The 22806-nt window shown below is 52.3% G+C and carries 27 protein-coding genes; 12 read left to right on the forward strand and 15 right to left on the reverse strand.

The features are described 5' to 3' along the window. Positions 1–174: 174 nt before the first annotated feature. The 4 genes from CCE92_RS00795 (at position 175) to CCE92_RS00810 (ending at position 3408) form a co-directional block, all read left to right on the forward strand. Positions 175–690 carry a DUF6932 family protein gene (locus CCE92_RS00795; protein WP_088005636.1) on the forward strand — a complete coding sequence of 172 codons (516 nt, stop codon included), beginning with the start codon at positions 175–177 and terminating at the stop codon, positions 688–690. A gap of 15 nt (positions 691–705) precedes the next feature. Beyond that, entirely contained in the window at positions 706–1614 is a 909-nt protein-coding gene (locus CCE92_RS00800; protein ID WP_088005637.1) for a hypothetical protein, read from the forward strand. A gap of 108 nt (positions 1615–1722) precedes the next feature. After that, positions 1723–2184: an ImmA/IrrE family metallo-endopeptidase gene (locus CCE92_RS00805; protein WP_088005638.1), complete on the forward strand. Its 462-nt coding sequence runs from the start codon at positions 1723–1725 to the stop codon at positions 2182–2184. 75 nt (positions 2185–2259) lie between these two features. Beyond that, positions 2260–3408 carry a site-specific integrase gene (locus CCE92_RS00810; protein WP_088005639.1) on the forward strand — a complete coding sequence of 383 codons (1149 nt, stop codon included), beginning with the start codon at positions 2260–2262 and terminating at the stop codon, positions 3406–3408. A 234-nt stretch (positions 3409–3642) separates the two neighbouring features. Here CCE92_RS00810 and CCE92_RS00815 read toward each other — a convergent pair whose 3' ends face one another. The 6 genes from CCE92_RS00815 to CCE92_RS00840 form a co-directional block, all read right to left on the reverse strand. Continuing rightward, the gene (locus CCE92_RS00815; RefSeq protein ID WP_088005640.1) at positions 3643–4152 is read right to left on the reverse strand and encodes a hypothetical protein; all 510 of its coding nucleotides are present in this window, start codon (positions 4150–4152) and stop codon (positions 3643–3645) included. A gap of 28 nt (positions 4153–4180) precedes the next feature. Continuing rightward, positions 4181–4450, reverse strand: a complete 270-nt coding sequence (locus CCE92_RS00820) for a hypothetical protein (protein ID WP_088005641.1) — start codon at positions 4448–4450, stop codon at positions 4181–4183. Positions 4451–4609: 159 nt separating this feature from the next. Beyond that, the gene (locus CCE92_RS00825; protein WP_088005642.1) at positions 4610–6652 is read right to left on the reverse strand and encodes a TRAP transporter permease; all 2043 of its coding nucleotides are present in this window, start codon (positions 6650–6652) and stop codon (positions 4610–4612) included. After that, on the reverse strand, positions 6645–7154 hold the full coding sequence (locus CCE92_RS00830) for a DUF1850 domain-containing protein (RefSeq protein ID WP_088005643.1): 510 nt from the start codon (positions 7152–7154) through the stop codon (positions 6645–6647). The genes CCE92_RS00825 and CCE92_RS00830 overlap by 8 nt, the downstream gene beginning before the upstream one ends. Before the next feature lie 80 nt (positions 7155–7234). After that, on the reverse strand, positions 7235–8239 hold the full coding sequence (locus tag CCE92_RS00835; RefSeq protein ID WP_088005644.1) for a TAXI family TRAP transporter solute-binding subunit: 1005 nt from the start codon (positions 8237–8239) through the stop codon (positions 7235–7237). A gap of 119 nt (positions 8240–8358) precedes the next feature. Beyond that, on the reverse strand, positions 8359–8943 hold the full coding sequence (locus CCE92_RS00840) for a phosphatidylglycerophosphatase A family protein (protein ID WP_088005712.1): 585 nt from the start codon (positions 8941–8943) through the stop codon (positions 8359–8361). 116 nt (positions 8944–9059) lie between these two features. Here CCE92_RS00840 and CCE92_RS00845 point away from each other — a divergent pair, with 116 nt between their 5' ends. From CCE92_RS00845 to CCE92_RS00855, 3 genes are all read left to right on the forward strand, one after another. Next, on the forward strand, positions 9060–9782 hold the full coding sequence (locus CCE92_RS00845; protein ID WP_088005645.1) for an alpha/beta hydrolase: 723 nt from the start codon (positions 9060–9062) through the stop codon (positions 9780–9782). Positions 9783–9854: 72 nt separating this feature from the next. Further along, positions 9855–10373 (forward strand): YjcG family protein, encoded by a 519-nt coding sequence (locus tag CCE92_RS00850; RefSeq protein ID WP_088005646.1) that lies wholly within the window; start codon positions 9855–9857, stop codon positions 10371–10373. Beyond that, entirely contained in the window at positions 10374–10802 is a 429-nt protein-coding gene (locus CCE92_RS00855) for a GNAT family N-acetyltransferase (protein WP_088005647.1), read from the forward strand. Between the two features lie 88 nt (positions 10803–10890). On the opposite strand, the gene CCE92_RS00860 is transcribed toward CCE92_RS00855, so the two are convergent. From CCE92_RS00860 to mgtE, 3 genes are all read right to left on the reverse strand, one after another. Continuing rightward, positions 10891–11202, reverse strand: coding sequence for a hypothetical protein (locus CCE92_RS00860; protein WP_088005648.1), 312 nt, complete (start codon positions 11200–11202; stop codon positions 10891–10893). Between the two features lie 118 nt (positions 11203–11320). Beyond that, positions 11321–12091 carry an enoyl-ACP reductase FabI gene (gene fabI / locus CCE92_RS00865; RefSeq protein ID WP_088005649.1) on the reverse strand — a complete coding sequence of 257 codons (771 nt, stop codon included), beginning with the start codon at positions 12089–12091 and terminating at the stop codon, positions 11321–11323. A gap of 76 nt (positions 12092–12167) precedes the next feature. Continuing rightward, positions 12168–13547 carry a magnesium transporter gene (gene mgtE / locus CCE92_RS00870; protein ID WP_088005650.1) on the reverse strand — a complete coding sequence of 460 codons (1380 nt, stop codon included), beginning with the start codon at positions 13545–13547 and terminating at the stop codon, positions 12168–12170. A 74-nt stretch (positions 13548–13621) separates the two neighbouring features. On the opposite strand from mgtE, the gene prpE reads away from it, so the two are divergent. Next, a complete protein-coding gene (gene prpE, locus CCE92_RS00875; protein ID WP_088005651.1) occupies positions 13622–14362 on the forward strand; it encodes a bis(5'-nucleosyl)-tetraphosphatase PrpE in 741 nt (246 codons plus the stop codon). On the opposite strand, the gene CCE92_RS00880 is transcribed toward prpE, so the two are convergent. From CCE92_RS00880 to CCE92_RS00895, 4 genes are read right to left on the reverse strand one after another with little or no spacing between them, the layout of a single operon-like run. Then, positions 14353–15234, reverse strand: a complete 882-nt coding sequence (locus CCE92_RS00880) for an RluA family pseudouridine synthase (RefSeq protein WP_088005652.1) — start codon at positions 15232–15234, stop codon at positions 14353–14355. The genes prpE and CCE92_RS00880 overlap by 10 nt on opposite strands. Beyond that, the gene (locus CCE92_RS00885) at positions 15234–16037 is read right to left on the reverse strand and encodes an NAD kinase (protein ID WP_088005653.1); all 804 of its coding nucleotides are present in this window, start codon (positions 16035–16037) and stop codon (positions 15234–15236) included. The genes CCE92_RS00880 and CCE92_RS00885 overlap by 1 nt, the downstream gene beginning before the upstream one ends. Next, entirely contained in the window at positions 16034–16711 is a 678-nt protein-coding gene (gene yjbM, locus CCE92_RS00890; RefSeq protein ID WP_088005654.1) for a GTP diphosphokinase, read from the reverse strand. Before yjbM ends, CCE92_RS00885 begins: the two co-directional genes overlap by 4 nt. Positions 16712–16724: 13 nt before the next feature. Then, positions 16725–17108, reverse strand: coding sequence for a UPF0738 family protein (locus tag CCE92_RS00895; protein ID WP_088005655.1), 384 nt, complete (start codon positions 17106–17108; stop codon positions 16725–16727). 129 nt (positions 17109–17237) lie between these two features. On the opposite strand from CCE92_RS00895, the gene CCE92_RS00900 reads away from it, so the two are divergent. The 4 genes from CCE92_RS00900 to CCE92_RS00915 all read left to right on the forward strand — a co-directional run bounded on the left by CCE92_RS00900 (position 17238) and on the right by CCE92_RS00915 (position 19716). Next, positions 17238–17816: a CYTH domain-containing protein gene (locus tag CCE92_RS00900; protein WP_088005656.1), complete on the forward strand. Its 579-nt coding sequence runs from the start codon at positions 17238–17240 to the stop codon at positions 17814–17816. Between the two features lie 4 nt (positions 17817–17820). Beyond that, the gene (locus CCE92_RS00905) at positions 17821–18432 is read left to right on the forward strand and encodes a lytic transglycosylase domain-containing protein (RefSeq protein WP_241535811.1); all 612 of its coding nucleotides are present in this window, start codon (positions 17821–17823) and stop codon (positions 18430–18432) included. 82 nt (positions 18433–18514) lie between these two features. Further along, on the forward strand, positions 18515–18913 hold the full coding sequence (locus tag CCE92_RS00910; protein WP_088005657.1) for a globin domain-containing protein: 399 nt from the start codon (positions 18515–18517) through the stop codon (positions 18911–18913). Continuing rightward, the gene (locus tag CCE92_RS00915; RefSeq protein WP_241535812.1) at positions 18910–19716 is read left to right on the forward strand and encodes a ClpXP adapter SpxH family protein; all 807 of its coding nucleotides are present in this window, start codon (positions 18910–18912) and stop codon (positions 19714–19716) included. Before CCE92_RS00910 ends, CCE92_RS00915 begins: the two co-directional genes overlap by 4 nt. A gap of 209 nt (positions 19717–19925) precedes the next feature. Here the strand turns inward: CCE92_RS00915 and CCE92_RS00920 are convergent, their stop codons facing one another. After that, complete coding sequence (locus CCE92_RS00920; protein WP_088005659.1) at positions 19926–20837, reverse strand: metallophosphoesterase; 912 nt, start codon at positions 20835–20837, stop codon at positions 19926–19928. Positions 20838–20980: 143 nt separating this feature from the next. Beyond that, on the reverse strand, positions 20981–22792 hold the full coding sequence (gene pepF / locus CCE92_RS00925; protein ID WP_088005660.1) for an oligoendopeptidase F: 1812 nt from the start codon (positions 22790–22792) through the stop codon (positions 20981–20983). Positions 22793–22806: the final 14 nt, after the last annotated feature.

Raw genomic sequence — 22806 nt, forward strand, 5'->3', positions numbered from 1 at the left:
AGCTGGTGAACCCTTATGGTAACCAGAAGGTGCAACGCATAGGTAGTGAGCAAGGGAGCAATAACCTACCCACGAGCGCCCGGCGCCCTAATGTTTTTATTTATCTGCCCGGTGGGGCTTTTCTTTTAATTTAGTGTAGAAAAATTTTCCGATTTTGGAAGGAGAAGCAGAATAATGACGACTGGTTCACAACTTCAGTTTGATCACCGCGGAAATTTAACTCCTGGAATAATAAGAAATATATCGCTTCAAAACTTTAAAATCTTTTTTGTCGAAGCGTTTCCTGATTCTGAAACGAGGGAACGGAATTATGAAGGATTTTCACGTTTTATTGCAGAAATTAAAAGAGTAAATATTTTTGAAGCTGTAACTAAATTCTGGATAGATGGCAGCTTTGTCACCAACAAAGAAGACCCTAAAGATGTAGACTTGGTTTTCTATTTGGATGCGACCCACCCTGCAACCCGAGCGGTGCTACAAAACAAGAGGATTTTTAGGGAATTCGGTATCCCTTTGCATTGTGATCCTTACTTCACAGTAGACCCAAAGACTATTCCATTTGAAGGTAACGATGTAGAAGAGGATCGTGCTCATTTTGATTTATACGAAAAGTATTGGCGAGGACAATTTTGTTTTGACAGAAATGAAGATCCTAAGGGTATAATTGAAATGACGATCGACCAATTTTAATGAGGGGGTTCTAAAATGACAATCGACAATCTTGATGTTAGATCTCGTGACGAATTGCCTTCATTAGCTGAATTGGAGCGATCATTGAAATCATTGGATGGAAACTCTAGATTTTACGACTTAGCCGATGCGTCAATGGAACAAATAAAGCTTTTTGAACGAAATAAAGTAACAGGAAAGACCGAAGATGAATTTGTCGTAAGTATTGATACCGCATTGGAGCCAGGTCAAATCACTCTTACAAAACTCGGGTCCGTCGCGAGAGGGATTCAACGAGTTTATACTTCTATGTTCAATGACGTTTTTGGCAAAGGAAACGCTAAAGGTCTTATTCCTAGATATATTGTTGATTCTTCTCAACTCATTTTAGAGAATACTTCCCCTGGCTCATTTAATCTTCATTTAGGGGCTGTGGATGATTACTTTGTCGATGGCGTAATTTCAGAAGAGGGCCTTGGTAAACTAAAAGAGTTCTTTCAGAGACTACCCGAAGATGATCCTTCTTTTATCATCGAAGAAATTGGCTATCGGACGTTCGCTGTCTCTAAAAACTGGTTCAAGGAAATGGATAAGGAAGACATATCATTATCCATCATAAACAAAGGTTCAAAAACTAAAATCGACAAAGAAAAAATTCACTACATTAGCAATAGATTTGATGAAATAAAAAGCAAAATAGAAACAGAATCGATATTTGTAACAGGAGTAATTGACAGCGCCAACAGATCTGTAAGTTCAATAAAGATCATAAGTGATTCTGGAATCGCGATTTCTGCTAAAACAAATCGAGAAATATTTACACAAGGGTTAGTAATTGCCACGAAAATGTATCAATTTAACTTAACAAAAAGTACTATCACTAATAAAAACACTGGAAATAAAAAGGAAACTTTTATACTTAACGATCTTGAGAGTACAGAGTAAAGTGAAATTATACAGTAATTTATAAAAATTGATTTAGAGACCCACTTTCCAAAAGTGGGTTTTTCTTGTACTATTTAGGGGAACATATGTTCTAAAGGAGTGATTCATTTGTGCTATACATACGGCACCTTAGAAGAATACATAACGAAGATGTTGCGGGATATCGATGTATTCCACCCGCATCAGATGAACATCGAAGTGATTGCTCCCCGATTAGGCTACGCTGTCCACTACTACCCCTACGGCTCCGCTTACGCTGATAACGTGATATTTCTCGATGACCGGCTGCTACCCGAAGAACAATGGCAAGCGTTCGGGCATGAGGTCTGCCACGCCAAGTTGCATGAAGGCGACCAACGGCTCATCACGGCTATGATGAGAGACTACCAGGAAGTCAAAGCGAATAACTTCAGCCAACTCTTTTGCATTCCGACATTTATGCTCCAACGGCTACAATTGCCGAATGACGAGCGACGAGCTATCTGGGTGCTCCAAGAGCTTTTCGGTGTGAACCCCGACTTTGCCCAGAAACGCCTGGAACAGTACTGCCGAAATCTTTGCAGTCGGTAGTGTTCAGTTGTATAGCAACTGACCTTGCCCTATACAGGCGAACATTTAAGGATACTTGTAAGGAGGGATACATAAATGGCTTACTCTAAAGACTTGGGGAACGGAAAATACAGGTTGTTTGCGGAAGTCGGAAAGGACCGGAAAGGTAGGCGAAGACGCAAAACCAAGATCGTCACGCCATCCGGACAGCGTGAATTGAAGCGAATGCTGAGTGATTTTGAATATGAAGTCCGGAACACGGAAGAACAATCTATTGAAAACATCACATTCGGCGCGTTCAAGGACCGATGGCGGAAGAATTTCGCAGACAAGAAGCTGGCTGCCACTACAAATGAAGTGCTGGATTACGTTCTGAAACCTATCATTACGGCATTTGAGGATATGTACATGCGGGAGATCCGAACGCTGGATATCGAAGATTTCTTCACGGCGGAGGCTGATGCCGGCCGGGGTTCGCTTGAGAAAAAGTACTATGCGCTCCAGTCCATTTTCGGCCACGCATTGCGTTGGGAAGTCATCGAGTCGAATCCGATGGACGGCGTTGGCAAACCGCACACGAAAAAGAAAAAGCTGAAGCCCTACACGATGGAGGAAGTGAAAAGGATCGCCGACCATTTCCCGGAGATCTCGAAATACCATCAGCGGCTGATTATGATCGCCTTCGAATTTTCGCTGCGGCGTGGTGAGGTCGTGGCCATTGCGGAGGATGTGCTCGATTATGAGAGAGGTGGTATCTGGATAAAACGGGCGCTCGTCTATACATCGAAGCACGGATTGCAGCTAAAATGTACCAAGACAGGCGACGAGACGTTCCTGCATTGCACGGAAGAACTGATGGAGGAACTGCGGGCGCAGCGGAATGCCGCCCTGCGGAACAAGCTGCTGGCCGGTCCTGACTGGAATGGGTTCAAGGATGAGGACGGGAACGAGGTTCTGCTCTTGTTTGCGGATCCGTTCGGCGTGCCTTATCATCCGAATGCCGTCACCCGCTTCTGGGGCCGCTTCGTCAAACGGACCGGCATCCGGCAGATCCGGTTCCACGACCTGCGCCATTCCTCTGCTTCGATCATGGCACGTGAACAGGTTAACATGCGAGCTATCCAGAGCCGGCTGCGGCACCGGAAGCTCACAACGACTAACCGTTACTTACACACGGACGACGCGGATGATATCGTGGCTGCGGAGACGTTCAAGGGTGTATGGGGCAAGAACAATGCCAAGTGATGGGCACACATGTGAAGCGGTCCGGCAATGTGTGCCCAAAATGTGCCCGATTTGTGCCGGCTTATGATGTTTTATGATTTTAACTGGCCCAAGAACATTGATAGGACGGTTTCGATTCCCCAAGTGCCGCTTTTTGATTTACGGAGTGTACTTTGACAGGGTAGAGGTCGCTGGTTCGAACCCAGTAGGAATCATCATGAAAACGCCAGCCTCCGCGGCTGGCGTTTTTTCGTCTTATTCAGCAAGAATGTCTTCAACCGGTCCCACCATCGATTCGAGTTCATCGAAATCAGCGAAGTCTGCGATGTTCATATCGAATTCTTCAACTGTGTAATCATTGAATTCTTCCGGCGTCCATTCCAGCGGACCTAGATAGACTTCCTCCAGGCGTCCCCGGTCGATCGCACCGAAATCGAACTCAGCGTCAGCGGCGGTCGGTTCCTCTTCTGCGATTTCATCCACTTCGACAGCGCCTTCGTCGATGATTCCCTGTTCATCTGCCCAGGTATCCAGCTCTTCCTGCGTGTAAAAGCCCTGTTCGTCAGCCCATGCTTCCAGTTCTTCCTGGGTGTAGAAGTTCTGCTCTTCCGCCCATGTCGTGAGCTCATCTTCCGTAAAGTACCCTTCCGCATCCTCCGGTGTCAGGTATTCGGTTTCCGCGGCGTCGTCTCCGGAGCAGCCGGCGAGAATCCCAGCAGCCAGGACCGCAATGCCGGCGCCTTTAACCGCATTGTTGAATTCCATCACTGCCCCTCCTTCCCGGATTTATCCGTCACTCAAGTATCCCGTTTTCCGTCGCCCACTGATCGAGGTCATCCGCTGAAATCAATCCTTCCTCTTCCACCCATTCGTCCAAGTCTTCCTCTGCAATGTAGCCTTGATCTTCAGCCCAGATCTGCAGGTCTTCTTCTGTATAATATTCTTCCAAGTCTTCCTGCATCAGGTATTCGCCTTCCGGACCGTCATCGCCCGCACAGCCTGCCAGGACTCCGAGCGAGAGGACGGCAGCACCGGTTCCCTTTAAAGCGGTTCGGATTTTCATAACGACATCCTCCCTTTCTGGATTATTGTAATCATTTTGTTATGTTTCATTTTCCCTCCCTGGTCTTGCCTAAACATTCAGGCTGAAAGGGCGATTCGCCGACAGGATAGCCACCACCGAAAAAAGCCGGAGCGTGGCCGCTCCGGCTTTTTCGGCATACTATGAAACTGTTTCGGTTTTCGGTTCTTCTTTATTGCGCGTGATAAACTGGATCGCCAGCAGGATAATGAATGCACCCAAGCCGATCGTATCGGTGATGCTTTCCGGATAAATCAGCGCAAGCCCTGTCGCTACTGCGAGAATCCGCTCAATCCAGTACATTTTCCGGTACCAGTACCCGATGAGACCGGCACCGATCGCCATCATTCCCGCCAGTGCGGTGAAGACGACCCAGGCAATCTGCGGCAGAGTCGCGTCGATCATCAAAAGTTCCGGTGACAGGACGAACATGTACGGAATGATGAAAGCCGCAGCTGCAAGTTTAGCCGAATTGATCCCCGTCTTGATAGGCTCCCCTCCGGATACACCGGCCGCCGCGAAAGCGGCGAGTGCCACCGGCGGGGTGATGTCCGCAATGATTCCGAAGTAGAATACGAACAAGTGGGCCGACAGTGCGACAACCAGCGGGACTGCCGCACCTTCCGGTTCACCGATCATGAGCAGCGTGACGATCGCCGGCGCTGCAATGGTCGATGTGATGACGTAGTTGGCTGTCGTCGGGGAACCCATTCCCAGAACGATGGCGGCCAGCATGGTGAAGAACAGGGTCAGAAGGATGCTTCCGCCTGAAGCGCTGACGAGCCCGTTCGCAAGGCTGAGACCGAGGCCGGTCTTCACGACCACTCCGACGATGATGCCGGCAGCAGCTGTTGCAGCCGCAACAGCCAGTGCTGTCCGGGCGCCATCGACAAGCGCGTCGATGGTATCCCGGAAGCCGATCCGAGTCGCTTTATCGATCGCACTCACGATGATCGTCAGCAGAATGCCATAAAGCGCCGACTGCATGGTCGGGATACCGATCAAAAGGAACAGGATAATCGCCACAATCGGTGACAGCAGGTAAATCTTTTTCAGAACTTCTTTCTTGTCCGGCAGTTCTTCGTCCGGGATTCCTCGGAGCCCGATCCGTTTCGCCTCGAAATGCGTCATGATCCAGACACCGGAGAAATACAGGAGCGCCGGAATGGCAGCCGCTTTTGCGATATCCCAGTACTGGATGCCCCCGCCGATGAATTCCACCATCAGGAAAGCCGCGGCTCCCATGATCGGCGGCATAAGCTGACCGCCTGTGGATGCGGCAGCCTCAACGCCGCCGGCGAATTCTTTTTTGTACCCAAGTTTTTTCATCATCGGAATCGTATAGGAACCGGAGGTCACCACGTTCGCAACCGAGCTTCCGGAAATCGTTCCCTGAAGCGCACTTGAGAAGATGGCCACCTTCGCCGGTCCCCCGATCAGTTTTCCGGCCAGTGTCACCGCTAAATCATTGAAGTACTGCCCCACACCGGTCTTCACCAGAAAAGCTCCGAACAAAAGGAAGGTGAAGATGAAGGTTGCAGAAACGCCGATCGGTGTGCCGAGGATGCCATCCGTCGTGAAGAACATCAGCTGGACAACCGACTCGAGATCCTGCCCCCGGTGCGCGAGAAAGCCTGGAAAGCTCCGGCCGAAAAACGCATAGAACAGAAAAGCGGAAGAAATAATGGTGATCGGCAGGCCGACTGCGCGCCGCGTCGCTTCAAGCGTCAGCACAATCGCCAGTATGCCCACCGCCAGGTCGATTCCGGCGAGCCGCCCGACCCTCAGGACGATTTCCTCATAAAACAGCGGCCAGTACAGCCCCACGCCGACCGAAAGAACGGCGAGAATGATGTCATAGAATGGAACGCTGTTTCTCCGTGCGCCTTTCCGTCTGGCCGGAAACAGCAGGAAAATCAACGACAGCGCGAATCCCAAGTGGATGGACCGCTGGATATACGCGGTGAACTGGCCGAAAATCGCTGTGTAAAGCTGGAAAATCGAAAACGCCAGCAGGCCGAAAAATATGATGGATTTCAAGACCCCGACCACATCGCGGGTATTGGATTCCGGATCATATTTCTGCAGGATCTCCTTTTGCTGTTCTTCCGTAAACACCGTATCTTCGGGCGGCAGCTTATTTTCCTGCCGCTCTTCAAAATCCGGCGGTCTTTTCTCACTCATGCAGTTCCACTCCTTTAACTAAATCAAACCATGATAATTTTTCAATCCTGAACAGGTAGGACTCGCCCCGTTCCAGCACGGACTTCAGATTGTAAACATGCCTGCCGGCGAGCAGCGACAGCTCCAAATCGATATCGCCGATGAATAGCGTGAAGCCGGGTATCACCCGGTCCATGTTTTTGATGAAATACTTTCCGTCCTTTTCGACGAAAACCTCCCCTTTTCCTGCATTCGCCGGCATGCCGATCGCAAAGTCCTCATACTCAAGTTCCGTCATCCGAAGATCGAGGTCTTCCGTCACTTCGTATGTTTCAACGACATCCGATAAGTGGATCGAATGGGTATAGCGGATTTTCAGCGTCCTTTCTTCAAGAGGATGATAAGCGGCGAGTTTGCCGGTTTCACTGCTGATGAAGACAGCGCTTTCCTTCCAGGGAATAAATAAAGCGGCTGCGGCAGCCAGCAGCAGTGCTGCTGCTGCGATGATTATAACCGTGCGCATCCCGTTTCGCCTCGATTCCATGGAAAAATAAATACGGCGATAAGGCTTAGGCCTTATCGCCTGTTACGTTCAACCTATCCTTATTCAGCCGCTTCTTCGCCGAGCACTTCATCGAAATAGCGCTGCGCACCCGGGTGCACATCGATTCCGACACCATCAAGCGCTGTTTCCGCTTTGATCAGCGCGCCTTTTGCATGGGTGATTTCATCGGTGTTTTCATAAATCGCCTTAGTCGCTTCATACACGAAATCCTCAGAAAGGTCGTTTTGTGCAATCAGCATCGCCATGACGGAGACAGTCGGCACTTCCTCTTCCAGTCCGTATGTTCCGGCAGGAACGACGTCTTTAGCGTAGTAAGGATATTTCTCGATCAGTTCTTCCGCTTTTGCTTCTTCAACCGGAACAATCACGACATCTGCTACAGCATTCAAGCTCTCAACAGCTCCTGTCGGTGTGCCGGAAGTGATGAACGCCGCGTCGATCTGGCCGGCCTGCAGGCTTTCCTGGGATTCACCGAAGTCGAGATTCTGCGCTTCAATGTCATCAAGTGAAATGCCGTGGATTTCCAGCAGCTGTGTCGCGTTGGCAGCTGTTCCGGAACCTGGAGCTCCGATGGAAATGCTCTTGCCTTCCAAGTCGTCGAACGAGGTGATCCCCGAATCAGCGGTAGTGACAAGCTGGATCGTCTCCGGGTACAGGACGCCCATTGCGGAAATGTTCTCTACAGGACCGCTTTCAGCAAACATCTCTTCCCCTTGAGTCGCGTAGTAGGCGATGTCTGTCTGGACGAACGCCATTTCCGCATTTCCGTCAGCGAGCGCTGCTACGTTCGCCGCTGATGCCTGCGAAGATTCAGCCGTCACATTGACGCCGGTCGCATCTTCAATGATGGTGGCCATCGCGCCGCCAAGCGGGTAATACGTACCGGTTGTTCCGCCGGTCAGGATGCTGACGAACTCGGGATATTCAGCTGTTGCTTCGCCCGCTTCACCTTCAAGCGGTTCTTCTTCTTCACCGCAGCCGGACAGCAGGACAGAACCCGCAAGCGCGAGTGACGTGACCAATCCGAACTTTTTCTTTAACATCGCAGTTCCCCCTAGTCTGATTTGTGATTAACTTCAACCCATCATACCATGCTTTTTACCATTCCTGTCAATCTTATTTTACAGAAATGGAAGCCTTTCCACTGGGATAGGCCCATCCTTCATGTTTCCGCACCGTCGATGTGGGACTCCGGCGCCACTTCCTCCGGACTGACGTCTTCGTACGTCTTCCCTTCTTCTTCCAGATCACGGGTCCGGTGGGCGATCCGGGAAGAAGCGCATGCTGTCACGCTCGCGACAAGGTCATCAAGGAATGTATGGACCCCTTCACCGGTTTTCGTATCCAGCCGGTTGATGATACCGACTTTATTTTTATCCAAATGGCCGAACGTCGTCACTGCGATACTGCCATATGTAAGCACTGCTCCGAGACCAAGCATCTCATCGACGCCGAACAGCCCTTCGTCTGAGTCGACGATCTGCTGAAGCGGTCGCGATAACTGCCCTTTCTCCGCCAGTTCATCCATTTCGATCCCCACTAACAGCGCATGCTGGACCTCCCGCTTTTTCAGCACGCTCTCCACTGATTCGATACAGTGCTTCATGGTGAGACCGTCATTGTACGGTACTTGCATTTCATAAACGATTTCAGCTATATCTCTGACCGAGACTCCCCGGCGCTCCAGCGCTTCGTGTGTCGCTTTTGTCACTTCATCCGAGTGGACTCTGAATCTTCTTCCATCCATATCATTCATGCAGTTGCGCTCCTCTCTTCCGTCCGGATTATTGTTGACTTCTTTGATTATACCCCGCAGGCCGTATATGTTACAATTTTCTTGAAAAACGGACAGGAGGTCTAGTCATGGAAAGAGGCGTCATCCAGGAAATTTCACTATACAGCAATGAGCTCCAGGAAGAGATGGAACTGCTTATCTATATGCCGTCCAACTACTCCCCGCTCTACAAATACACAGTCGTCATCATGTCGGACGGCCGTGACTATTTCCAGATGGGCCGGGTCTCCCGCACCGCCGATGAACTGCTGGGCAGCGGCGAAATCGAAAATGTCATACTCGTCGGCGTCCCATATAAGAACGTGCGGGACCGCTGGGAGAAGTACCATCCTGAAGGCAGCCAGAATGGCGCGTACATACGGTTCCTGGCCCATGAACTCGTCCCCTATCTGGACGCGGAATATCCGACCTACCAAGTAGGGAATGGGCGGGTGCTGATGGGCGACTCATTGGCCGCCACCGTGTCACTGATGGCGGCCATGAAGTATCCGAACAGCTTCGGCCGGGTCATCCTGCATTCACCGATGGTCAGCGAGCGGGTCCTTCAGCTGACAGAAGAATTCGGCGCACCTAATGCGTTTTCCGTCTACCATGTCATCGGGCAGGAAGAGACGGAAGTTCCGACGACTGCGGGCGGGACGGAAAATTTCATCGAGCCGAACCGCCGCCTCCATGAAGTGATGGAAAAGCGCGGATTCTCCGTCTTCTATGACGAATTCGAAGGCGGACACACATGGAAGTATTGGCAGCGGGATATGGACCGGACCCTCCGTTTGAATTTCGGACACTGAGCCGCTTGCCAATCGCTGTTGGTTTTTTGCTATAATGAAATCGCGAGCATTTATTCCGAGGAGGTCACAGTTATGAAATACGGCGTAGCCGCATTCCCATCGAAGGAAATGCAGGACATTGCGAACTCGTACCGGAAACGGTATGACCCGCGATATGCAAAGATCACTCCGCATATAACGCTGAAAGATGCGTTCCGGGCGGATGACGCGAGAATCAAGGAAATCGCGGAGGAAATCGAAAGAATCGCAAAGCGCCATAAGCCGTTCAAGCTGCACGTGACGCGTGTCAGCACGTTTTCTCCGGTGACGAACACCTTGTATTACAAAGTGGAACCCGACGAGGAACTCATGTCACTCCATGAGGATCTGCATTCCGATTTCTTCGGGGGCCCTCCGCAATATCAGTACGTGCCTCACATCACGATCGCCCAGGAGCTGTCCGATTCGGAGCATTCCGACATATACGGCCAGCTGAAAATGGCGGGAATCGACCATACGGAAACCATCGACCGGATCCACCTGCTCTACCAGCTGGAGGACGGCTCATGGCAAGTATATGAAACATACCGCCTGACCGGGGAGCAGAGCTGAATGCAGCAAGTGAGAGTCGCGGAGACCCAGCTGGAAAAAGAACAGGCCTTCGACGTGCGGAGAACGGTATTCACGGAAGAACAGGGCGTTTCACCTGATATCGAATTCGACGAATCCGATGACAGCGCCACACATTTTGTCGGTTATGACCTTCAGCAGCCGATTGCAGCGGGAAGGCTCCGGTCCCTTGAGCAGGGAATCGGCAAAGCCGAACGGGTATGTGTGCTGCCGGAATACCGGGGACACGGAATCGGCGCCATGATGATGGAAGCGATGGAAGAAGAAGCCCGGCAGCAGGGCATCCATCTGCTCCGGCTGAATGCACAGACGCACGCCATGGCTTTTTATGAGCATCTCGGGTACCAGACCGCGTCCGAAGAGTTCATGGATGCCGGCATTCCGCATAAAACGATGGAGAAGGAACTTTGATCTGCAAAGCCAAAGGGCTGTCCAGAAAGCCGTATTACCGGTTTTCTGGACAGCCCTTTTCTTGTCTCTTCCAATCTTATCCGCCGTTTCAGCTGTACGGATTCTCCGTTGCCCTCAGCTGCACGGCCGACTGCCTGACCGACTCCGGCAGTTCCGCAGGATTGGGCGGGATGTAGCCCTGGAATGTCCGCAGCTCCTTTTGTGACTGCTGTCCGTCCCTTTCTTCAATGGCGGTGCCCTCCCCTTGGCCGCTTTCTTCCTGCCGGCGGTTTTTGTCCTCCTGCTGATCAGGTAAAATGCGCTCCACACCTCCGACATGGGCGAAATCATATTGCGCCATGGCGGTCCGGCTGGCATATTGCTCATATGTATAATGCTGGTAAGGTAAGATATAGCCCACGACTGCCGCACCTCCGGATGTATCCTTTTCCCGGAAGTATACCCGTTCCTTCCTGTTCTAAACCTGTTTTAACAATAAAGTCCTGAAGCGGAAAAACCGCCTCAGGACCTATTCCCGATTAAAGGATATGATAGCCGCTGTCGACATGGATCACTTCACCGGTAATCCCGCGCGACATATTGCTGAACAGGAACGCGGCGGTATCGCCGACTTCCTCCGGAGTCGTATTGCGGTGAAGCGGCGCTTTCTCTTCGATCTCTTTCAGAATCGTGTTGAAATCACCGACGCCTTTTGCGGACAGAGTCCGGATCGGACCTGCGGAAATGGCATTGACCCGGATATTCTGCCGGCCGAGATCGTGCGCCAAATACCGGACCGACATTTCAAGCGATGCTTTTGCCACACCCATGACGTTGTAGTTCGGCATCACCCGTTCTCCGCCGATATAAGTGAGTGTCACAATGCTGCCGCCTTCGGTCATGAGCGGTTTCGCATATTTCGCGATGACCGTCAGGGAGTATGCGGAAATATTCTGTGCCACAAGAAACCCGTCCCGGGAAGTCTCCGAGAAATCGCCTTTCAATTCTTCCGTCTTTGCAAATGCGATGCAATGCGCAAGTCCGTCGATCTTCCCCGCCTGTTCGCCGATCGTCCGGAAGCACTTTTCGACGTCTTCGTCGCTTGTCACATCGCAGGGCAAAATAAGCTCATGGTTCCCTTCCAGAGTTTCAACAAGGTCGCGGACAGGCTTCTCAAACCGTTCCCCCGCATATGTAAAGATCAGGTTTGCACCTGCCGCATCAAGCGACCGGGCGATTCCCCATGCGATACTCCGTTTATTTGCAACTCCCATGACTACGAACGTTTTATCCTTCAATGAAATGGACATTTCTTTCTCCCCTTCCTCTTTTATTACCTGGTACTAATATTACATAATAAAAAAGAAAAGTGCAATTCACACTTTTCTAGAGCGGACCAAGGAACAGCGTCGCAAGGCCCAGGTAGATGACGATGCTGATGATGTCGTTCAGTGTGGTGATGAACGGACCGGAAGCCACCGCCGGATCGATTTTCATCCGGTGGATCAGCAGCGGGACGAAGGAACCAGCCAGCGTCGCTACAAAAATGGAACTGAGGATCGCAGCGCCGACCAGCAGGGCGATCACAATATCCCCTTTCCAGAAGTAAACAAGGCCGATGACGACAGCCGAGCAGGCAATTCCGGTGATCAGTCCGGTCCCGGCTTCCCTTGCCAGCAATTTCAGTTTGCTTTCTTCCTCGATATCACCCGTCGCTATCCCACGGACGGCGACTGCCAGCGCCTGGGTTCCGCTGTTCCCCGCCATACCGGCGATAAGCGGAATAAAAACAGCCAGCAGGGCGACCTGATCCAGCGTCTCTTCGAAAAGCCCCATAAGATTCGCTGTCACCATTCCAAGGAACAGCAGGAGCACGAGCCAGGGCAGCCGTTTTTTCGCAGCCGTGAACGGGCCGCGGTCGAACGTTTCCATGTTGGATACCGCTGCGAGCTTCGAATAGTCATCGGAAGCTTCTTCTTCCATGACATCGATGACATCATCGACGGTGATGATACCGAGGAGGTGGTTCTGGAAATCGACCACGGGCAGTGCCAGGAAGTCATAATCCCGGATCATGCGGGCCACTTCCTCCTGGTCTTCGCTGACCGAAACGCTGACTACGCGCTCATTCATGATTGCGCTGATCAGCGTATCTTCATCTGCAATGATCAGGTCACGGAGTGTGACGATGCCCGCCAGGCGCTTCTCTTCGTCGATGACGAATACATAATAAATCGTCTCGGCATCCGGTGCGGCATTGCGGAGGATGTTCATCGCGGACCGGACAGTTGAGTTCATCGGGATGGCGACGAATTCAGTGGTCATGATCGAACCGGCCGTGTACTCCTCGTAATGCAGCAAGTCTTTGATTTCCTGTGCGGCTTCCTTATCCATCATGGTCAAGTAGCTTGCCACTTGTTCCTTGTCCAATTCATTCAGGATGTCGACCGCATCATCCGTATACATATCCGCCAGCAGGTCCGCCGCATAATTGGCATTCATTTCACGGAAATACATTTCATATTCATCATCATCGAGTTCGATCGCTTCGAAAATATCCGCCATTTCAGCCGGGGATAAGTACTGATAGAGCAGCTGCCGGGCTTCCTGTTCCGACTTCACGTAAAATGTCGCCTGGTCGTACGGATGGTGGGCGAGGAACTCTTCACGGAACGCCTCGACTTCTTCGCGCTCAAGCAGTTCCTGAAGGAGTTCTTCGTCCATCTCGCCTCCGGCCGCTGTCTGGTTCTGCTGTTCTTCTGTCATCAGCTGCTCCCTCCTTTCGGCTGAATGTATTCTTTCCACACCTTAAGATACAATATAATGCGAGGTGAGGAAAGGTGAAAGTTGATGTTATCGGAGATATTCATGGCTGCAGGGAAGAACTTCTTGAACTGATCGAAAAGCTGGGCTACCGCGAAGAGGGAGGCCTCTTCCGCCACCCGGAAGGAAGACAGCTTGCGTTTGTCGGGGATGCGGCGGACCGCGGTCCGGATTCAATCGGCGTTCTCCGGCTGCTGTTCAGCATGCAGGATGCCGGCATGCTTTCCTATTCCCCCGGCAACCACTGCAATAAACTGTACCGTTTTTTCAAAGGCAACAACGTCCAGATCACGCATGGACTCGAGACGACCATCGCTGAGTGGAGGGGGCTTCCTGAAACAGAACAGGAAGCGTTCAGAAAACGCTATAAGCGGTTTTACGAAGCGCTTCCTGTTTACCAGACATTCGAAGACCGGCTGATCGTCGCCCACGCTGGAATACGGGAAAACATGATCGGCCAGCCTTTGTCCAAAAAAATCATTTCCTTCGTCCTTTACGGCGATGTGACCGGTGATTTCCTTCCGGATGGACGGCCGGTGCGACGCGATTGGGCAAAGCACTACAGCGGAGAGCGCTGGATCGTCTACGGGCACACCCCCGTGGAACAGCCCTATTTCAGGAACCGAACCGTCAACATCGATACCGGATGCGTATTCGGCGGCGCGCTTTCCGCATTCCGCTACCCTGAAGAAGAAATCCTATCCGTCCCTTCACGGCAGCCGTTCGAGCCCGACCGGTTCCACCGGTATCATCCCTGAATCAGCCGGCTCATATCGTCAGGAAGCGGGACAGTGAACGACAGCAGTTCGCCGGAGATCGGATGGCTGAATTCCAGCCTGTCGCAGTGCAGCGCCTGCCGTCCGATAAGGTGCGCCTCCCCGCCGTACAAATCATCTCCAAGCAACGGATGACCGCAGTGCGCAAGGTGGACCCGGATCTGGTGGGTCCTTCCTGTTCCGAGCCGCAGCCGGACAGCGGTAAACCCGCAAAACCGGCCGGCCACTTCCGCTTCCGTCAGTGCCTGCTGGCCGTCCGGGCGGACTTGGCGCTCAATGATGGAACCGGGTTTCCGCCCGATCGGCGCATCGATCCGCCACTTCCCTTCTTCCGGCAGCCCATGGACGAGCGCTGTATATTGCCGTCTCATCGTGCCGCTTTTCTGCTGCCCGGAAAGCACATGGTGGATATGGCGGTTTTTCGCGATACAGACCAGGCCGGTCGTATCCCGGTCGAGCCGGGTGACGACATGTACGGTGGCGGGGGTTCCGGAGCGCTCCAAATACCCTGCTACGAAATTCGCCAAAGTCCCATCGGGGTGGTCACGGGAAGGGATCGTGCTTTGACCGGCGGGTTTCGAGACGACCAGTACTGCTTCATCCTCAAATATGATCTGGAGCGGACCCTGTTCGGCCAGCAGCCCTCCGCTCCGCTTTTCAACAGGAAAAACGACGGTCACGGCATCCCCGATATCCAGGAGATGCCGGACCGTCTTTTCTTCTCCGTTCACCAGGAGCTGACCGCCGTCATATTTGACGGCAGTAAGCGTCCTTTTCGAAAGGCCCCACTCCGCCAGCGCTTCCCGGAGGAGCTGGTTCCGCTTCGCGGTGAACGTCAGCCGGAACGGCTCCATCAGTACTCACTGCCCTCGATGAACGAATCGTGCACCCGCTGCCAGAACGGGAACGGACGGAACCTGGCGAACCGCACTTTTTCTTTCGCGACATGGTAACCGATCGCCTTGACATCTTTGTGCAATAAATGAAGGTGATCCACAGTGACCATGAAATCCTGGACTTTAACCGGTTTCAGGACGCATTCGTGATGGGAAGGGAGCACAAGTGACGATCCGACCGTCCGGAAGACGCGATTGTTGATCGACGCCATTTCCGTCAGCTGCATCGCCTGGAGAGACGGATGGATGATCGCGCCGCCGAGCGCTTTATTGTAAGCTGTGCTTCCGGAAGGGGTCGACATGCAAAGTCCGTCCCCCCTGAACCGTTCGAAATGGTCATCATTGAGGAACACGTCCATGACGAGCGTGACGTCCGGGGATTTTACAGTCGATTCGTTGAGCGCCAGGTAGCTTGCGGATTCATCGGGTTCTTCGCACATGATGTTCACTTCAAGGAGCGGATACTCGATCACTTTGTACTCCTTCTTGGCGATGGACAGCACCAATTTCTCGATCTCGATCGGCTTCCAGTCCGCATAAAAGCCGAGATGGCCCGTATGGACACCGACGAACGCCACCCGGTCCAGCTGGTCCCGGTACTGGTGGAACGCGTGGAGGAGCGTCCCGTCGCCGCCGATGGACAGGACGACATCCGGTTCCTCCTCATTCCACACCATCCCGAAATCCTCCAAATAGCCTCTGGCTGTCGCTGCCAGCTCGTTCGAAAGTTCATCGCTTCTTGACTGTATGTAAAAATTCATGATTCTTCACGGCCTCCTTTGCGTTCCGATGAAAAACGGCTTCCCGGCGCTTCCTTGTACTCACTGAAATATGCCTGCGCTTCCTGGATCTCATGCCGGATGAGTGACATTTCCTCATCCAGGCGGAATGCCGCTTCAGCGGCTCCCTGCAGCCGCTGCTTGATTTCTTCGGGAAAAGCGCCTTTATATTTGTAATTCATGGAATGTTCAATCGATGCCCAGAAGTTCATCGCGAGCGTCCGGATCTGGATTTCAACAAGAATGATCTTTTCCCCTTCGATCGTCTGGACCGGATATTCCGCGATGACATGATAGGACCGGTAGCCGCTTTGTTTTTTATGGGATATGTAATCTTTTTCTTCCACAATATGCAGATCTTTCCGCTGGCGCAGCAGCTTCACCACTGCGCCGATATCGTCGACGAACTGGCACATCATGCGGAGTCCCGCAATATCCTGTAGTTCACGGGCAAGACGGTCGGAAGGCTCAAATGGCAGCCCTTTCTCCATCGCTTTGTCGTAGATGCTCGGAAGCGGCTTGACCCTGCCTGTGACGAACTCGATCGGTGAATTGCGGTTCTCTGTCTCGAACTGTCCGCGCATTCCCCGGAATTTCACTTTCAGCTCATCCACCGCCTGCTTATAAGGCGCTAAAAATTGTTCCCATTGCCCCATTTTCCGATCCTCCTCACATGTCCTGCCGGCGGGCCGCAGCTGATTCCGGAAATGCCGCGCGCACCGCCTCAGCGAATTCATCCGTCCCCGGTGAACCGGTCAGCCGGCGGAGTTCTTCCTGGAAGCGCTGCAGCGGGACGGTCTGGTTTCCCCACACGAGTACAGGCAGCAGTTCCTGGTGAAGAGTGCGGGCCATGTCCGGCCAGAATTCTTTTCCGAACCGGATGTATACCGCTTTCTTACCCGTGCTGAGCCGATAAAGGAAAGCGCCCGTCGTACGGTCAGCTTCCATTTCACCGGTCGCTTCAAGCAGCTGGAACGGTTCCGTCTCCCGGACAGTGAATGTGCTGCCGGTTCCGCTCTGCTCTGCTGAAGAGATATCCGTCAGTTTATGCATCTGTATCCTCCATCCCCGTACAGCTGTTTTAATTCCATTTTAGCACAGCTTCCCTTCCGTTGCAGATTGAAGAAGATTGACCGATAATGGAAATCAGACGGGCCTGTCCCGCTGATTGGAGGATGTCCGATGACAAAAGAACTTGAAATTGAATATAAGAATATGCTGACCGAAGAGGAATACAAGAAACTGCTGCGCCACTTCGGTCTGGAACAGGAAAACGCCCGCGTGCAGGTCAATCACTACTTCGACACACCGGACGGCGAGCTGCGGAAAAAACGCTGCGCCCTCCGGATCCGCCAGACGGAAGACCGGGCGGAATGCACGCTGAAGACACCGGCGCCCGACGGCAACTATGAGACGACTGATCCCCTGACCGGTGAGCAGGCGGCCGCCATGCTCAATGGCGAACGCTTTTGTGCACCGGAAGTGGAAGAGGCACTGAGATCTATCGGAATCGGAACTGGCGCCCTTCAGCCATTCGGCACCTTGACGACCCGCCGTCATGAAGTGTGCCAGGACAAGGATCTCCTCGTGTTCGACCATTCCGAATACGGCACCCAAGAGGACTATGAATTCGAATTCGAGACGGAAGAGGCGGAAGAAGGAAAAGAACGGTTCCATGAATTCCTCCGCGCCCATCAAATCCCCGTCAGGCCAGCCGATAAAAAGATTGCAAGACTCGTAAATTCTTTAAAAAGAGGGTGAATCCGTGGATATCCGTCCTTACCGATTGCTCATGGAACTCCAGTCGCTGAATACACTCGGAGCGGTCCGTTCGTTTGCGGAAAACAGCGGGATGTTCGCCGGCCTCCTCGCTTCAATGCAGGATTCCGCCCCCGCATCCGGCAGCCGGCCTCCTTCCTTCACCTATTCCGGCTTTCCCGGCACGGGCCTCTCACCCGCTCCGCGGATGAACCGTCCCGAACAAGCGGCAGAAGGAGGAAATGGACCGTTCAGTGCAGAAATCACGAAAGCCGCGCAGACATATAATATTCCCGAGAAGCTCATCCGTTCTGTCATCCGGCAGGAATCGGGGTTCGACCCTGGAGCAAGAAGTCCGGCCGGCGCTTCCGGTCTGATGCAGCTCATGCCGGGAACCGCCCGGTTTCTCGGCGTTCAGGATCCGTTCGATCCGGCGGATAACATCATGGGCGGCACAAAATACTTGCGGCAGCTCCTGGATCAGTTCGATCAGGATCTCGAGACCGCCCTTGCGGCGTACAATGCCGGACCCGGCAATGTACGGAAATACGGCGGCATCCCTCCTTTCAACGAAACCCGGAATTATGTTGAAAAAGTCCTTGGCCACTACTTAGCCTGATCATCGGCCGGTCGATATATTTGTAGAATATGGCTGGCGTTGATAGAATGGGTACACAGGTTGAAGCAAAGGGGATTGTTATATGACTGAAAAACCGTTACTTCCGTACGATCAGATCGGTGCGGAAAAACTGTCAGAGCTGCTTGACGCTTTCTATGAGCGCGTCGGCAAGCATCCGAAGCTTAAGCCGATTTTTCCCGATGATTTATCTGAAACGATCCGGAAACAGAAACAGTTCCAGACGCAGTTTTTAGGAGGACCCAACCTCTATTCCGCCGAACATGGCCATCCGATGCTGAAAGCCCGGCATATGCCCTTCCCGATCACACCGGAACGGGCGCAGGCATGGCTTGAATGCATGAGCGAAGCCATGGATGAAGTCGGCCTGGATGGGAAATTCCGCGAAATTTATTATCAGCGGCTCGTAATGACCGCTAACCATATGATCAATCGGCCTGACGACGAGGAGGGATGGGAGTGAACAGCCGCGACTTGGCGCCGGATGTCTTTAACGCCTCTCAAGTCACGGACCCGGGAAAACCTTTGGAACTCTATGTATTCGTAAATCCGCTTTGTCCGGAAAGCTGGAAGCTCCAGTCACTCATCCGCAAAATGCAGATCGAATACGGCACTTATTTCACCGTCCGGATGGTCCTTGCCACTAAGCTTTCAGCACTCAACACATCCAAGGGCGGACAATCGGATGAAGCGCCAGCTATCACCCACCCTGTCCTTGCGTCGGTTGCCATCAAAGCGGCCGAACTCCAGGGGAAGAAAGCAGGGCTCCGTTTTCTTCAGAAACTGCAGGAACACTTGTTTCTGAAGACAGAAAAAATCCCATCCTATTCTGTGCTGCTGGAAATCGCCGATGAAGCGAAGCTGGATCTGGAAGAGTTTCAGCTGGATTTCCATTCAGCACAGGCTTCGAAAGCATTCCAGTGCGATTTGCAGATCTCGCGGGAAATGGAAGTCGATGAAGCGCCCAGCGTCGTGTTTTTCAACGAGAACATTGAAGATGAAGGCGTGAAAGTTTCCGGTCTTTATTCATATGATATTTACGAAGCGATTTTAAAGGAAATGCTCGGCAAGGAGAATCCTTCACGCCAGGATCCGCCGCCGATCGATGAGTTATTCAAAAAATACCAGACGCTGGCGACGCAGGAAATTGCGTCGATCTATAATATTCCGGAACAGCTTGCGGAGCGGGAGCTAAAAAAACACATGCTCCAGCAGAAGCTTACTTGTGTAAACCTTCCGGAGGGCACTCTCTGGAAAATGAAATAGTGGCACGAAAAAACCTCCTTCAAAAATGAAGGAGGTTTTTCAATAAATAAAGGGGATGGGAGAAATGTTCACGCTCAAACAAAGGGGTGTAAGTTTGGTTGTGATTTATTTCACATCCTTACTTTATCATGCCATAATTGTTTATGCAATATTTCACAAGTATTTTCACATCTTTGTCACAAACCGGCGATTTTCTTCTTCTCCATAAATTATTGTGGAGAAACAAGGGTGAACATAGTCAGCTCCGGTTTGCAGTTGAATCGGATGGGAATGGTGCTCATCCCGATTCCTCTATTGACGTAAAGCCGGTTTCCTTCAGCCCCATAGCCGTCAATCCATCCATCGGCGTGGACTTCCGTATTGGACGTCAGGGACATCCAAGACCATTCCGGCAAGCCCGGCAGCCGGATCTGCCCTCCGTGAGTATGCCCTGCTATGGCGAGAGGAGCGGCATCCGCTTTAATTTCATCGAACGAATTCGGATTGTGCATCATGACCACACGTGGTGCCTCAGCCGGAATGTCATTCAGCGCTTCAGCCGGGACATCGTTATCCGCCCATTCAGAGCCGATTCCGGCGATGAAAAGCCCCGGCTCTCCTTCAGGCAGCACAGCACCTTCTCCGTCGAGCGCCACCGCTTCATTGTGAAGAATCTGGATGCCGATGTCCTGCAGTGCGTTCCGCAGACGTTCCGCCGCTTCCGGATCGGGATTTCCGCCATTCTCTTTCTGCAGGCCGAAATCGTGGTTCCCCAGCACTGCGTAAACCGGGATGGATGCTTCCCCGATCGGCCGGAGCACTTCAAGCGCCTGTGCAACTTCCTGCTCGGACTGGTCGTTCACGTGATAAATAAAGTCCCCCAGCATCAGTACGGCCACGGGATCCCGCTCCACGATCTCCGCTACTGCTTCTTCGACCGTGCTGCCGTTATCGAGCCACATGCCGATCTGATAATCACCGATTACCGCTACTTCCTGCCCTTCCCATTCTTCCGGAAGGTTCGGAATGACCGCTGTTTCCTCTTCTACATCCAGCAGTCTCGGCTCAATGAGCCCGTAAATCAAAAAAGCGCCGATTGCCAGCGCAACTGCCACTAAAATCGTCTTGAGTGTCGCCCCCATACATTCTCCTCCTGTTCGGCTTCTTTTATAATTAGGTGCTTTCTATTCATAAATAGTTTTCCCAAGGCATTTCGGCCTAAACATTTAACCATACAGTCTATTAACGCAAAAAGGACCGGACAGCCGGCCCGGTCCTTTTCGTGCTATTCATGTTTCAGCAATAATTTTTCGAGTTCATCAAGTTTTTCTCCGAACACCCTGCAGGCTTCTTCGACTGGAGCTGCGGACGTCATATCGACTCCGGCCGCCTTCAGTACCTCTATCGGGTAATCCGAGCTCCCCGCCTTCAGGAAGTTGTCGATATACCGGCGCACGCCCGATTCGCCTTCCTCCAGGATTTGGTTGCTCAACGCTACTGCAGCGCTGAAGCCCGTTGCATACTGGAATACATAGTAATTGTAGTAAAAATGCGGAATCCGTGCCCATTCAAGCCCGATTTCCTCATCGGCCACCGCATCCTCGCCGAAGTATTTTTTGTTGAGTTCATAATAGACTTCCGTCAGACGGTCGGCAGTCAGCGCTTCACCGTTCCGATCCATTTCGTGGATCAAATGTTCGAACTCCGCAAACATCGTCTGGCGGAAAACCGTCCCTCTGAAACCATCCAGCCAGCGGTTCAGAAGGTAAATGTGCTCCTGTTCATTTTGCGTATTCTTGACGAGGTAATCATTCAGCAGCGCTTCATTACAAGTGGAAGCGACTTCCGCAACGAAAATGGAATAATCGCTGTAGACGTACGGCTGATTCTGCCATGTGTAATAACTGTGCACACTGTGGCCGAACTCGTGGGCGAGCGTAAAAAGATTTTCGATGTTATCGTTCCAGTTCATCAGGATATACGGATTCGTGCCGTATGCCCCTGAAGAATAAGCACCGCTGCGCTTGCCTTTCGTTTCGACCACATCCACCCACCGGTTCGCGATGCCTTCTTTCAGGATATTCTGGTACTCTTCTCCGAGAGGAGCCAATCCTTTGAGCATCAGTTCCTGCGCTTCTTCGTACTTCGTATCCATGTCCACTTCCTTCACAAGCGGCGTGTACATATCGTACATATGGACTTCATCGACGCCCAGCACTTTTTTCCGGAGGCTCACATACCGGTGCAGCAAGTGGAGGTTCTTATTGACCGTATCCACCAGATTCTCGTACACGCTTTCCGGAATGTGATCGGAAGACAGAGCAGCTTCCCGCGCGGATTTGTAGTTGCGGATACGCGCATTCACGTTATCCCGCTTAACTGTGCCGGCAAGCGTGGAAGCGAACGTGTTGCGGAACTTCCCGTACGTTTCATAAACCGCCTGGAACGCATCCTGCCTCACCCGCCGGTCGCCGCTTTCAAGGAACCGGATATACCGGCCGTGCGTCACCTGCACTTCTTCCCCGTCTTCGTCTTTGATGGATGGGAACTCGAGGTCCGCATTGTTCAGCATACCGAACGTCTGGGACGGCGCGGCGGTCACTTCCGCCAGCTGGGCCATCAGGGCTTCCTGTTCTGCAGGGAGCACATGCGGCCGCATATCGTTCAGTTCCTTCAGTTCCTGTCTGTAGACATGGAGTTTTTCATTTTCTTCAATAAACCCTGCCAGTTTTTCTTCCTCCATCGCCAGAATTTCAGGCGTCAGGAAAGACAGAGCGGCACCGGTAGCTGCCATCATCGATTTCATGCGGCTGTCCATCGCCTGATAGCGGGAATTTGCGGTATCCTGATCATAGCGCATGTGGGCGTATGTATAGAGCCGGTGAAGACGCTCTGTCAGCTCATCCCGGTAAGACAGCACGTGATACAGCGCATCGGAGCTTTCTTCCAGCGTCCCTTCATATGTGCCCGCTTTGGATGCAAGCGCTGAAACCTCCTCGAATTCCTTTTCCCATGCCTCGTCGGTCGGAAAGATGTCTTCCAGCCGCCAAGTCAGTTCCGTCGGCACTTCGGCCCGTGTCATCACTTTATTGCTCATTGTGCAGCCCTCGC

Source organism: Indiicoccus explosivorum (assembly GCF_002167005.1).
GTDB classification, from domain to species: Bacteria; Bacillota; Bacilli; order Bacillales_A; family Planococcaceae; genus Indiicoccus; species Indiicoccus explosivorum.